At 72.7% G+C, this 12,060-nt stretch carries 11 protein-coding genes; 4 read left to right on the plus strand and 7 right to left on the minus strand.

Features of this window, described 5'->3' with window-relative positions:
* Positions 1 to 15: 15 nt before the first annotated feature.
* A complete protein-coding gene (locus ACFYZZ_RS07120; protein WP_389173654.1) occupies positions 16 to 816 on the minus strand; it encodes an endo alpha-1,4 polygalactosaminidase in 801 nt (266 codons plus the stop codon).
* A 178-nt stretch (positions 817 to 994) separates the two neighbouring features.
* Between ACFYZZ_RS07120 and ACFYZZ_RS07125 the strand changes: the two genes are divergently transcribed.
* Positions 995 to 1,963, plus strand: a complete 969-nt coding sequence (locus ACFYZZ_RS07125; protein WP_389172529.1) for an aldo/keto reductase — start codon at positions 995 to 997, stop codon at positions 1,961 to 1,963.
* 44 nt (positions 1,964 to 2,007) lie between these two features.
* Here ACFYZZ_RS07125 and ACFYZZ_RS07130 read toward each other — a convergent pair whose 3' ends face one another.
* A complete protein-coding gene (locus ACFYZZ_RS07130) occupies positions 2,008 to 2,817 on the minus strand; it encodes a phytanoyl-CoA dioxygenase family protein (protein WP_389172531.1) in 810 nt (269 codons plus the stop codon).
* Between the two features lie 69 nt (positions 2,818 to 2,886).
* On the opposite strand from ACFYZZ_RS07130, the gene ACFYZZ_RS07135 reads away from it, so the two are divergent.
* Together ACFYZZ_RS07135 and ACFYZZ_RS07140 are read left to right on the plus strand one after the other, a co-directional pair.
* A complete protein-coding gene (locus ACFYZZ_RS07135; protein WP_389172533.1) occupies positions 2,887 to 3,780 on the plus strand; it encodes a helix-turn-helix domain-containing protein in 894 nt (297 codons plus the stop codon).
* 275 nt (positions 3,781 to 4,055) lie between these two features.
* Complete coding sequence (locus ACFYZZ_RS07140) at positions 4,056 to 5,882, plus strand: RICIN domain-containing protein (protein WP_389172535.1); 1,827 nt, start codon at positions 4,056 to 4,058, stop codon at positions 5,880 to 5,882.
* A gap of 38 nt (positions 5,883 to 5,920) precedes the next feature.
* Here ACFYZZ_RS07140 and ACFYZZ_RS07145 read toward each other — a convergent pair whose 3' ends face one another.
* From ACFYZZ_RS07145 to ACFYZZ_RS07165, 5 genes are all read right to left on the minus strand, one after another.
* Complete coding sequence (locus ACFYZZ_RS07145) at positions 5,921 to 6,412, minus strand: universal stress protein (RefSeq protein ID WP_389172536.1); 492 nt, start codon at positions 6,410 to 6,412, stop codon at positions 5,921 to 5,923.
* A gap of 45 nt (positions 6,413 to 6,457) precedes the next feature.
* Positions 6,458 to 7,711: an SLC13 family permease gene (locus ACFYZZ_RS07150; RefSeq protein WP_389173655.1), complete on the minus strand. Its 1,254-nt coding sequence runs from the start codon at positions 7,709 to 7,711 to the stop codon at positions 6,458 to 6,460.
* Positions 7,712 to 7,771: 60 nt separating this feature from the next.
* Positions 7,772 to 9,013: a hypothetical protein gene (locus ACFYZZ_RS07155; protein ID WP_389172538.1), complete on the minus strand. Its 1,242-nt coding sequence runs from the start codon at positions 9,011 to 9,013 to the stop codon at positions 7,772 to 7,774.
* A 200-nt stretch (positions 9,014 to 9,213) separates the two neighbouring features.
* The gene (locus tag ACFYZZ_RS07160) at positions 9,214 to 9,900 is read right to left on the minus strand and encodes a DUF4232 domain-containing protein (RefSeq protein WP_389172540.1); all 687 of its coding nucleotides are present in this window, start codon (positions 9,898 to 9,900) and stop codon (positions 9,214 to 9,216) included.
* A gap of 158 nt (positions 9,901 to 10,058) precedes the next feature.
* A complete protein-coding gene (locus tag ACFYZZ_RS07165) occupies positions 10,059 to 11,447 on the minus strand; it encodes a serine/threonine-protein kinase (protein ID WP_389172541.1) in 1,389 nt (462 codons plus the stop codon).
* Between the two features lie 59 nt (positions 11,448 to 11,506).
* Between ACFYZZ_RS07165 and ACFYZZ_RS07170 the strand changes: the two genes are divergently transcribed.
* Positions 11,507 to 12,043, plus strand: coding sequence for an RNA polymerase sigma factor (locus ACFYZZ_RS07170; protein WP_389172543.1), 537 nt, complete (start codon positions 11,507 to 11,509; stop codon positions 12,041 to 12,043).
* Positions 12,044 to 12,060 lie beyond the last annotated feature (17 nt).

Here is a 12,060-nt window from a genome sequence, read left to right on the forward strand (position 1 = left end):
GACCGCTCCGGCGCGTCACCGCACCTTTCGGACGTATTCCGGTTCGCCCGGTGTGGAGACGTCCACGTCCCGGCGGACGATGCTCAGCCGCTTGCCCCAGTGGGCGAGAGCCTTGCGCAGGCCGCTGTCGGTGTACTCGATGTCCACCACACGGTCGTCGAACGCCTTGGCGTACACCTCGCACTCGTCGTACTGCCCGCACTCCTCCGTGACCGCGAAGTCCAGCCCGGCCTGCCCTCGCTGCCCGGCCAGTTCGGCGGTGTTCTTCTGCCCGACGGCCAGGTGCCGGTCGTGCGCGTGCCGGGAGATCAGGCGCATGAACGCGGTCGCGTCGGCGGCCGTGAGCAGGTGGTGGGAGCGGGTGTAGCTGTCGTAGTTGTCGGGCTCGACGGCGTCGTAGCCCTTCTTCGCGCAGCCGTCGATCCACTGGTCGACCCGCTCCGCCACGCGCCTGCGCCTGGCCGGGGTGCGCAGGTCGAGCAGCGGCTCGTTCCAGTCCTCGTCGATGACGACCTTGCCGCGGGCGTCCCGCAGCAGCAGGTCGGCGGGCCAGGCGGAGCGCTCCTCCGGCTGGGCCTGGAAGGCGTTGACGTAGCAGATGTTGTACAGGCCGGGCGCCGGGGAGTCGGACCGGTCACGGCTGACGATCCGGACACCGGCGGGCGGAGGATAGGCCCCGCCGATCTGGTAGTCGAAACCGGCGTGGCGCGGCGGCAGGCGTACGGCGGCGGGCTTCTGGGACTGCCGCTCGGGCGTGCTGCTCGCGTCGCAACCCGTCAGTGCCGACACCGCGACGGCGAGGGCGAGGGCGAGCAGTGCGGTACTGACGGTCGTCCCGGGGCCGGAGACACGGGAGAGGCCTTTGGCGGGCACGTCCGCTCGTTCGATCACGTGTCAGGATCCAATCGTCCGCGCGACGTCGCGGTCAAGTCGGCGCCGGAGCACGCCGTACGCTCCTGAGTGACCATCGCCCCGGAAGGCAGGAGCAGTGACGATGCAGTACGTGAAGCTCGGTTCGACGGGCCTGGACGTGTCGCGGATCTGTCTGGGCTGCATGACCTACGGGCTGCCCGACCGCGGTGTCCACGAGTGGACCCTCGACGAGGAGGCGTCCCGGCCGCTGATCCGGCAGGCGCTGGAGGCGGGCGTCAACTTCTTCGACACCGCCAACGTCTACTCGGACGGCACCAGCGAGGAGATCGTCGGCAAGGTCCTGCGCGAGTTCGCCGACCGCGACGAGATCGTGCTGGCCACCAAGGTGCACGGCCGGATGCGGCCGGGCCCCAACGGGGGCGGGCTGTCCCGCAAGGCCATCATGTCCGAGCTGGACCACAGCCTGCGCCGCCTCGGCACCGACTACGTCGACCTCTACCAGATCCACCGCTACGACCACGCCACTCCCGTCGAGGAGACGATGGAGGCGCTGCACGACGTGGTCAAGGCGGGCAAGGTGCGCTACATCGGGGCGAGTTCGATGTACGCGTGGGAGTTCTCCAAGGCCCAGTACACGGCCGAGCGGAACGGCTGGACCAAGTTCGTGTCCATGCAGAACCACTACAACCTGCTCTACCGCGAGGAGGAGCGGGAGATGCTGCCGCTCTGCGCGGACCAGGGTGTGGGCGTGCTGCCCTGGAGCCCGCTCGCCCGTGGCCGGCTCACCCGAGACTGGGGCACCGTCACCGAGCGCAGCGCCCAGGACAACTTCGGCAGCCGCCTCTACCTGGAGAGCGACCGCTCGATCGTCGAGACCGTCACCCGTATCGCCGCCGACCGCGGTGTCCCACGCGCGCAGATCGCCCTTGCCTGGCTGCTGCACCAGGACACGGTGGCGGCACCGATCGTCGGCGCGGCCAAGCCGCAGCACATCGAGGACGCGGTGGCCGCGGTCGAACTGGTGCTGAGCGACAAGGAGATCGAGCAGTTGGAGGAGGCCTACACCCCGCACGCCATCAGCGGCCACTGATCCTCGACGGGGTCCGGGGCCGGCTCGGTGAGGTCCGTTGCTCCTCAGTGGGGTCCGTGCGGTGTGAACTCCGTGCCGCACGGACCCGAACCCTCGCTCTCCGGCAGCGGGACCGGCGCGCCGAACATGGTCAGCGTCCGGTAGTAGCCGCCGATGCGCTCGGCCGAACGGCCGACATAGTGCCCGATGAAGGAGCGCCGGAAGCGGTCGGCGCTGCGGTTGGGTCCCGAGCCGTGCACCAGGCTGCCGTTGAAGAACAGCACGTCGCCCGGTGCCAGGTCCACGGGAACCGGAGTCAGACCGGGCGGCGGCGGGACGTACTCGCGGGCGAACGACAGCTCCTCGTCCGCCACTTCGGGGCAGTACAGGTCCATCCGGTGCGTGCCCGGGACGACTTCGAGGCCGCCGTTGTCCCGGTCGATGACGTCGCAGGCGACCCACGCGGCCACACAGGTGCCCGGCTCGACCCGCAGATAGAAGTTGTCCTGGTGCAGCGCCTGGCCCCGGGCGCCCGGCGGCTTGAAGTAGAACATGCTCTGCGCGGCCAGCACCTCCTCGCCGAACAGCACCTCCAGCACCGCCCGCAGCCGGGCGTCCAGCAGGAACTCCCGCGCCTGCGCGCTGAACTCGTGCGGCTGCATCACCCGCGGATGCCTGCGCAGCGGGTCGGGGTCCGCGGGCCGCGGCTCGAAGTGCCCGGGGACCGGCCCGGCCGCCCGCAGCGCCGCGAAGCCGTCGCGCAGCCGCACGATCTCGTCGTACCCGAACAGCCCGCGTACGACGGTGAATCCCGCCTCCTCGAACTGCTGCCGGAGTGCGTCGGGCAGGATGCCGCCGATGCCCGTGGCTGTCATGTGTCTGCTCCTCGTCCGGTGCCCATTTGCCTGTCACGCTAGGCCGACGCGCGCCCGCGGAGGATGCCCATGCATGCTGACGGACTGCCCGGGACTGCTGCCGGCGACCCGTCCCCGCCGCCGGGCCTGGTGGTGACCGGGCGCTACGACCAGGGGCCGGGGTACGGCGTCAACCGGCCGCGGGGGGCGGACAGCTGGCTGTTCACCTTCACCACGGGCGGGGGCGGCACGATCCGGCAGGGCGGCGCCCGTGCCGAGGCGGTCGCCGGGCATCTGGTGGTGCTCGCCCCGGGGGTGGCCCACCGCTATGCCGTGGCGCCCGGAGCTGCGCACTGGCGGTTCTGGTGGGCGCACTGCCAGACGCGCCCGTCCTGGGCGACCTGGATCCGCCCGTACGCCGTCGCCGACGGCCTGTACGTCGTCGCACCTGTCCCCGCAACCCTGCACGGCCGCATCGAGGCCGCGTTCGGCCGGATGCTCGCCGACGCCCGTCGGCCCGCGCCGGGCGCACCGCCCGAGGCGGAGGACCCGGTGGCCGTGGCCCACGGCAGTCTGGCGCGGGAGCTGGCCCTGTGTGCGCTGGAGGAGGTCGTGCTGCTCGCCGCCTCGGGCGCCCGCGAGCCGGCACCCGAGCCGGGCGACGACACCCGCGTACGACAGGCCGAGGAGCTGATCGCCGCCGACCCGGGCGCCCCGCACACCGTCGCCTCGCTCGCCGAGAGCGTGGCGCTCTCCCCGTCCCGGTTCGCCCACCTGTTCACCCTGCGGACCGGCAGGTCGCCCATGCGCGCCCTGCGTGAGGCCCGGTTGCGGCACGCGGCCCGGCTGCTGGAGGCCACCGACCTGACGGTGGAGCGGGTGGCGGCGGCGTCCGGATTCCCGAGCCCCTTCCATTTCAGCCGCGTCTTCCGTGAGCGTTACGGAGTGCCGCCCGGCGCCTATCGCGCGGGTGAGCGGCCGTAATGCACGGCAAAGGCTTTCATTGACGAATGGTCAAAGGGCCGCTTGTCGACGCAATGTTTAAAAGTGAGGGATCTCTTGTTCAATGACGTCGGGCTGTGCAAAAGTGTGCGCTGTCGGCGTGCAGACAATTACATTTCCTGCTGCATGCGCCAGGCCGCTCCCGTACGCCCCCACGCTTCAAAAGAGCTGCCCAGGCGGACGTTCGGGATGCCGAATCCCATTCCGTACCCTTTGGTATGGACCAATTACCGTGTCGCGCCCGGAGGAACGCAGCCGTGAATGACGCAGGCCGGTCGGATTCCGCCCCAACCGCCCGCCGGTTCGACGCTTCGGACGAACAACTGAGCGCCGAACTGAAGAAGTGGACGGGAACAACACCCGCGCTCCACCCGGTGGGTGAACTCCTGGACCGGCACTGGGAAGCCGCCTTCGCCTACGCCCGGTTGTGCACCGACGGGCCGCGCGCCGCCGGAATGCTCACCACGGCCGCCTTCACCCGGCTGTTCGGCGAGTCGCTCCGCCAGGCGGGCCCGTCCGCCGCCTGGCGCCCGCACCTGCTGGTCACCGTTCGCCGCATCGCGGCCGAATGGGACGGCGACGGCCGCCAGGAACTCCTCCACCCCGCCCTGCGGCCCGGTACCGGCAGCGGAGAGCGCGCGGCCGCGCGGCTGCTCCCGCCCTCCGGCCGGCGACTGCTGTCCCGGGCGTTCCAGCGGTTGCCCCAGTCCGCACGCGCGGTGCTGTGGCACATAGAGGTCGAGGCCGAACCCCTCGCCGTCCCCGCAGCGCTGCTCGGCCTGGACGAGGAGGAGACCCGGGTCGAACTGCGCCGCGCCCGGGAACGGCTGCGCGAGGAATGCCTCCAGGCCCACCGCGAACTCGCCCCCGAGGCCGAGTGTCAGCGCTACCTGCGCATGCTCGACGTGACGTTCCGCCGGGGCGGCGTCGACGTCGACCCGGATCTGCAGCAGCACCTGGCCGGCTGCCGGCACTGCAGCCAGACCGCCGACCAGCTGGCCCAGTTCAACACGGGACTCGGCCTCGCACTCGCCGAGGCGGTCCTCGGCTGGGGCGCCCACGCCTACATGGAATCCCGGGCGGCCCGCACCGAGGAGACCACCGCCCCGGCCCCGGACCCGGTACCGGCCCCCACGGTTCCCCTGGGCGGCGAGGCCTTCACGGCCGTGGCACCCGCGCCCGCCAGCCCCGCCCCAGCCGCCACGCCCGGCCCCTCCCGCCGTTCGGCGCACCGGGCGGCCCGCCGTGCCCGGCGCCGCAATCTCGCCCTGGCCGTCGTCACGGTCAGCGGCCTGGTCGTCCTCCCGCTGGTTCTGTGGTCGGTGCTCGGCTCGGGCGACGACCCGGCCCCGGCTCCCAGCGGCACGCCCTCCGGGGCGCCCGGCAAGGACTCCGCCGCACCGGGGCCGTCCTGGGCCGGCGCGAGCGGCACCACCAAGGGCGCGCTGCGCGGCCGGCTGCACAACCTTGCCTCGGGGCTGTGCGTGGGCGTCGTCGGCAAGAAGGCGGTCAAGGACGCGGAGACCGAACTCACCACCTGCTCCTCGGAGGCGAGCCAGCAGTGGTCGTACGAGACCGACGGACTGCTGCGCAACGCCTCCGCCCCGGACCTGTGCCTGGACTCCCACCTCGGCTACTCGGTGCGGCTCGCCCCCTGCTCGGTCACCGGTAAGGCCGCCAAGGACATCCGCTACGACTTCACGCTCCAGGGCGCCCTGGTGCCCCGCTCGGACCAGGACCTGGCGCTGACCCCCGCCGCGACCGACGGCTCCGGCGCCCTCGTCCTCAAGAACCGTGCCGCGAACCCGGCCCAGCGCTGGACCGTCGACACCGCCAAGCCGGACCTGCAGATGGAAGTCGTCAACTGGGACACCGACAACACCCCCGCGCCGTCCCCGCCGGCCAAGGCCACCCCCAAGCCCTCGAAGACCCCGTCCCCGACCGCATCCAAGTCCAGCCCCGCGCCGTCGAGTTCCCCCACGCGCGACTACTGCTCGGTCTACCCGGACTACTGCGACTGGGGCGGTGGCGGCGGCTACAACGGCGGTGGCTACGGCGGTGGTATGGGGGGCTACCGCCACTGAACGTCGCCCGGCCGGCCGGGCCAGGCCCGCGGTGTGGCTCAGTGGTGGTGTGGCGGCGGGGGAGGGATCGTCGCGAGGTCCGGGGCCGGTTCGGGCCACACCAGCAGCACCGGGCAGGGGGCGTGGTCGACGGCGAACCGGGCGGCCGGGCCCAGGCTGTGCGGCCCGAGCCGGGAACGGTCGCCGTCCCGGGCCAGCACCAGCAGATCGGCTCCGTCGGCCGCGGCCACCACCTCCCGCTCGACCCGCCCGGTCCGCTCCTCGCGGGTGCACGGCCGCCCCAGCCGCTCGGCCGCCGCGGCAAGAAGTTCGGCCGCCGAGCTGTCGCCGAGCGCCTCCAGGCGGCTGCCCGGGTCGTGTTCGGGATGGCCCCGGCCGAGGAGCCCCGCGTAGGCGGCGTGCGCCACCCCGGGCACGTCCGGACCGGTCACATGCAGCAACACCACCTCGGAGGCGTGCGGGGCGTGGGCGCGCACGGCGTCCACGCAGGCGGGCCAGGTGCCCTCGACGAGCCAGGCGATCACACGCATCGGCCGGCCTCCTTCGGCTCTCGGAGTTCTCGGAGAAGGGAACTCTCAGAGAATCTGCAGCGACCCCCACAGTGCCACCACCGACACGGCCAGCGTGGAGGGCACGGCGATCAGGCCGAGCCGGGTGAACTCCCGGAGGTCCACGCCGTGCTCGTGCTGGTGCACGATCCGCCGCCACAGCAGGGTGGCGAGCGACCCGGCGTAGGTCAGGTTAGGGCCGATGTTCACCCCGAGCAGGACGGCGAGCACCGCGCCGGAACCGGCGGGAGCGGCGAGCGGCAGCAACACCAGTACGGCGGGCAGGTTGTTGATGAGGTTTGCGAGGACGGCGGCCAGCGCGGCCGTCCCGAGCAGTGCGAGCAGCCCCGTGCCGCCGGGCAGGACATGCCCGAGCGCGTCCGCGAGCCCGTTGTCCACGACCGCGCGCACCACGATGCCCAGCGCGAGCACGAACGCCAGGAAGGCGGGCGCCGCCGCCCGTGCGACGGTGACAGGAGTCGCCTTCCGCCGCACCAGCGCCCGCCCGGCCAGCACCAGCGCCCCCGCGGCGGCCACCCACGCAGGGTCCACCCCGAACACCGACGCCACCACGAACCCCGCCAGCGTGCAGCCCACGGTCACCAGCGCGAACAGCGGCAGCCGCGGCGCCTCACCGGTGTCCCGGCCCGTCGGGGCCGCCGCGGTGAGGTCACGGGCGAAGAACCGCCGGAACACCATGTACTCGGTGCCGATCGCCACCAGCCACGGCAGCGCCATCAGCGCTGCGAACCGGGTGAAGGTCAGCCCGCTCGCCGCGAAGGCGAGCAGGTTCGTCAGGTTGGAGACGGGCAGCAGCAGCGACGCCGTGTTCGAAAGATGCGTGCAGGCGTACACGTGCGGCTTCGGCCGTACGCCCGTCCGCGCGGCCGTCGCGAAGACGACCGGGGTGAGCAGCACGATCGTGGCGTCCAGGCTGAGCACCGCCGTGATCGCCGACGCCAGCGCGAACACGGCCGTCAGCAGCCGTACCGGACGGCCCGCCGCCCACCGCGCCATCCACGCCCCGCACGCCTGGAACAGCCCCTCCACAGCGCAGAAGTGGGCGAGCACCAGCACGGCCGCCAGGAATCCCACGACGGGCCCGAGCCGTTCTGCCTCGGCCCGGGCGTGGCCCAGCGAGATCGCCCCTGTGGCGATCGCGATCCCGGCGGCCGGGACGGCCAGCACCGCCTCCGGCCACCCGAAGGGCCGTACCACCGCCCAGGCGAGCACGGCGGCGAGCAGCGCGGCGGACAGGGCTTCGAGGAGCGGGGTGTTCAGGGCGGGTCCTCCGGATCGATCAGATGGTGCCCGCCCATGAAAACAAACGGCAGAGATGGACTATGAGGAGCGGGTGCCCGCCGCGCCCAGGAACTCCTCCCAGCCGCCCACCGGGGCCTGACCCGGTGACAGCGTGCGCAGCTTGCGCAGTACCGCCGGGTCCTGCGCCTCCAGCCAGGCCACGAGCTGCTTGAAGGACACGAACCGGACCTCGTCGTGCTCGGCCATCCGGCCGATCGCCTCCTCGACGGCGTCCATGTAGATGCCGCCGTTCCAGCGCTCGAAGTGGTTGCCGATGAAGAAGGGGGCGCGGTTGGTCTCGTACGCGCGCCGGAACCCGGCCAGGTAGGTGTCTCTGGTCTGAGCGCGCCAGGCGTCGAACTGGGTGCGATCGCCCAGGGGGTTCCCGCCGGACTGGTTGAACATCATGTTGTAGTCCATCGACAGCACCTGGAAGGAGTGGCCGGCGAAGGGTATGGACTGCAGCGGGAAGTCCCAGATCCGGCCGCCCTGCACCTTGCCCGGCCAGATCTGCAGCCCGCCCGGGGAGCTGGCGTCGTACTTCCAGCCGAGCGCGGCCGCGGTGGGCAGCAGGTTGGTCTGGCCCTCCAGGCAGGGGGTGCGGCCGCCGATCAGTTCCTTGCGGTAGTCGAAGGGCAGCGGTTCGAGGTCGGTGAAGCCGGTGTTCGTCTTCCACTTGGTGACGAAGCCGATCGCCTGCTCTATCTCGCTGCGCCACTCGGCGGAAGACCAGTTGCGCACCCCGGTCGCGCCGCAGAAGTGCCCGTTGAAGTGGGTGCCGATCTCGTGGCCCTCCAGCCAGGCGGCCCGCACCTGCTGGATGGTGGCGTGGATGTGCCGGTCGGCGAGGTAGCCGATGTCGGAGGCACCGACCGCGTGCTGCGGCGGACGGTACAGGTCCTTCTTGGCCTCCGGCAGCGTGTAGATCCCGCTGAGGAAGAAGGTCATCTTGGCGCCGTGGTCGGACGCGACCTTGCGGAAGCGGGAGAACAGCTGGTTGCTCAGCTCGCCGGCGCCGTCCCAGGAGAACACCACGAACTGCGGCGGCTTCTGGCCCGGCTTCAGCCGGACCGGCTTCGGCTGGTGCGGCTGCGCGCCGGTGTCGGCGGTGGACCCGTCGCCTATGGGCTTGGCCGGCCGGGCCTGCTTGGTGCCCTTGCCGTACGCCGGGTCCTTCCCGCCGACGGACAGCCCGCCGGCGGTGGAGCAGGCGGACAGGGCCCCGAGGGCGCCCGCGGCCGCCCCCGCCGTCAGCACACGCCTGCGTGAAATGCCGCTCATGTTCTTCCCCGGTTTCCTCGTCGCGGCTCCCTGCGGAGCCTTCTCGCTGTGCGGTCGACGGGTTCGATGAGGGGTCCCTGCGGAAAGATCGCGGCGGCCGGGACGTGTTGCCGTCCTGTGACACTTGTGGCGCGCTCATGACGAACCCCGCTGCCCGGGAGCGGACAACGGGGTTCGCGGGATTCTCGGAGGGGCTTCGGTCAGGCGCCGGTACCGGAGTTGAAGACGGTCAGGAAGACGGAGGAGGAGTTCCCGGACACCGGGACCGCCCCGGCCGTCCACGCCACCCGCAGCGGGTCCCGCTCGTCCGGCGGGGTGACCACCAGCGTGGCCGGCGTGGCCGTCTTCGCGCCGCTGATCTCCGGGTTGGAGAAGGTCAGGCCCGCCCAGGCGCTCTGTCCGGGCCGCAGCGTCACCGTCACCGGCGAGCCCCCGGACCGCTTGGGGTCCGGGCCGAGCTGGGTGCCGGAGGCGTTCACGAAGGCCGCGCCCGGATAGCCGCGCAGGGTGCAGATCCGGGCGGACTTGTTCGTGAGCACGATGGGGAAGTTCTCCTGGCCGGCCCCCGGGTTGTTGCGGCCGACGGCGGCGCGCAGCTCGGAGGTGTGGCACCGGTTACTGCCGCTCTGGGTCGTGGTTCCGGTGCCGGAGGCGGTGGCCTTGCCCGGGGCGGAGGACGACGTGCCGCCGTCCGGTGTCGAGGCGGCGGCGGACGTGCCGGAGGAGGGCGAGCCGCCCGTGGCCTCGGTCGCCGGACCGGCCGTACCCGGCACCGTCTGGGGTGTCGACCGGGTGCCGGGGCTGCCGCAGGCGGTCAGGAGGCCCACTACGGCCGCCGTGCCCGCGAGCAGGGCCGCGCGCTGCAATGACCGGGATGAGTACGCCATGTCGCTCAACACTCCTGGATGTTCGCGGCGCGCGGCTCACGCGTGCCTTCGGCGCCGGGTGCGCCGTCATCACACTGCGATGCCGGGGCCACCGGAAAGGTTCGGGACTCGCAGGGTTCTTTTCCCCGATTTGACCCTGCCCGACCTCGTGCGGCGTGTCAGGTGACCCGAAGGGAGCGGAGTATGGCCTCGGTCGCGTCGTCTTCACCCTGTTGGCGCACCTGCACGTACACCTCTGGCCGAGTGGAGCCGTCCGCCGGGCGGAGTGCGGACTCGGTGACGGAGCCGCCGTCCGGGCAGGCGTTCCAGCTCCGGATCACGCCGCGCCAGCGGGCGCCGGTGAAGGTGCGGCTGCCGGTTTCGTGGCAGCCGGAGTGGGCGAGCGCCTTCACCCGGGCGGTGACGTCGCCGTGCTCGCCGACGCCGAGGAAGACGCCGTCGACCGCGGTCTTCAGGTCGGACCAGTGCGCCACGTCGTCGGCGACCACCAGGCCCGGCTCGTGCCCGGCCGGCAGCCCGAGCGCGTGCGGATCCCAGCCGGAGCCGCGCACCTGCCGGGCCCAGCCGGCCGGCACCTGCACGGCGATCCGGCCGGTGGAGTCCTTCACCGTGGACTGTTCGGCGGCGTCCGGCCGGTGGAGCACCACCGTGACGGTGACGGCGGCGGCCCCGGCGGCGAGCACCGCGGCCAGCACCAGCGTCCCGGTGCCGAGCCGGCCCCGGACGCCGTCGAGCCGCCTGCCCGGCCCGACGCCGGAGGCCGCCGCCAGCCGCTCCAGTTCGTCCGCGAACGCGTGCGCTCCCGGCCAGCGCCGCTCCCGGTCCGGCTCCAGGGCGCGCAGCAGCGCCCGCTCGACGTCCTCGCCGAGGTCCGGCCGCAGCCGCCGGGGCGGTACGACCCTCCCCGGCGGCCCTGGCACGGTCCCGGTGACCAGTTCGTAGCCCACCGCGCCCAGGCTGTAGACGTCGGCGCGGGCGTCGATGCCCTCCCCGGGCTCGGCCTGTTCCGGCGGCTGATAGCCCGCCGAGCCCGCCGCGAGCGTGAGCACCGAGGCCTGCGCGAGGCTCTTGGCCAGCCCCAGGTCGGCCAGCAGCAGTCGCCTCTCGCCGTCCGGGGCGGTGTGCAGCAGCACGTTGGTCGGCTTGATGTCGCGGTGCACGATGCCCGCCTCGTGCAGCGCGGCGGCGCTGCGCGCGGCCTGCGCGGTCAGCACGAGCGCCTGGGGCACCGGCAGCGGGCCGGCCGCCAGCAGATCGGCGAGGGTGCCGCCGTCGGCGTACTGCATCACGAAGTACGGCCTGCCGTCCGGAAGTTCACCGATGTCGTAGACCTGGACGACCCGGCTGGAGCCGGCCCGGCGCAGCAGCCGGGCCTCGGACAGGAAGCGCTCCCGGATGTCGAGCCGGTGGGCCCAGTTCTCGGCGAGGACCTTCACCGCGACCAGGGCGTCCAGCTCGTCGTCGTGCGCGAGCCACACCGTGGCGAAGGCGCCGGTGCCCAGGGTTCGTTCGAGGCGGTAGCGGCCGATCCGCTCCAGGGAGTGCATACGACTATCATGCCTGCCCTGAGATCGACTTCGAGGGGGACCCTGACGTGCAGGATGGGGTGACGGCCGAAGACCTCGCCCGGCGTGCCGCGGCGGGCGACCGAGCGGCCCTGGACCGGCTGCTGGCCGAGCTGCGGCCCGAGGTGGTGCGCCGCTGCGGGCGCTTCCTGCCCTGCCGGGAGGATGCCGAGGAGGCCGCCCAGGACGTGCTGCTCCAGGTGGCCCGGCACATCTCCGCCTTCGAGGGCCGCAGCCGCTTCAGCACCTGGCTCTACACGGTCGTCGCCAACTGCTGCCGGCAGAAGTACCGCGAGCTGAAGCGGCGGGCGGCCGAGCAGCCCGTGGTCATCGAGCCCGCCGAGCACATCGACCCGCGCACCACCAGCGTCATCGCGGGCTCCCGGATCGATCTGCTGGAGGCCCTGGACCGGCTGGAGCGCGAGCATCCGCACCTGGTCGCGCCGCTGGTCTACCGGGACATCTGCCAGCTGGAGTACGCCGAGGTCGCCGAGCGCGTCGGCATCCCCCTCGGCACGCTCAAGTCCCGGCTGCACGAGGCCCGCAAACTGGTAAGGCCCTGGCTGCGGGGCTACTGAACCCCTGTCACTGGTCC

The organism is Streptomyces sp. NPDC001816 (assembly GCF_042892235.1).
Lineage (GTDB): Bacteria > Actinomycetota > Actinomycetes > Streptomycetales > Streptomycetaceae > Streptomyces.

What these genes read in the sequence shown, in the direction of transcription:
- ACFYZZ_RS07165 (WP_389172541.1), bottom strand. Translation starts at nt 11,447, where the DNA reads ATGCACTCCCTGGAGCGGATCGGCCGCTACCGCCTCGAACGAACCCTG.
- ACFYZZ_RS07160 (WP_389172540.1), bottom strand. Translation starts at nt 9,900, where the DNA reads ATGGCGTACTCATCCCGGTCATTGCAGCGCGCGGCCCTGCTCGCGGGC.
- ACFYZZ_RS07135 (WP_389172533.1), top strand. Translation starts at nt 2,887, where the DNA reads ATGCATGCTGACGGACTGCCCGGGACTGCTGCCGGCGACCCGTCCCCG.
- ACFYZZ_RS07125 (WP_389172529.1), top strand. Translation starts at nt 995, where the DNA reads ATGCAGTACGTGAAGCTCGGTTCGACGGGCCTGGACGTGTCGCGGATC.
- ACFYZZ_RS07130 (WP_389172531.1), bottom strand. Translation starts at nt 2,817, where the DNA reads ATGACAGCCACGGGCATCGGCGGCATCCTGCCCGACGCACTCCGGCAG.
- ACFYZZ_RS07145 (WP_389172536.1), bottom strand. Translation starts at nt 6,412, where the DNA reads ATGCGTGTGATCGCCTGGCTCGTCGAGGGCACCTGGCCCGCCTGCGTG.
- ACFYZZ_RS07155 (WP_389172538.1), bottom strand. Translation starts at nt 9,013, where the DNA reads ATGAGCGGCATTTCACGCAGGCGTGTGCTGACGGCGGGGGCGGCCGCG.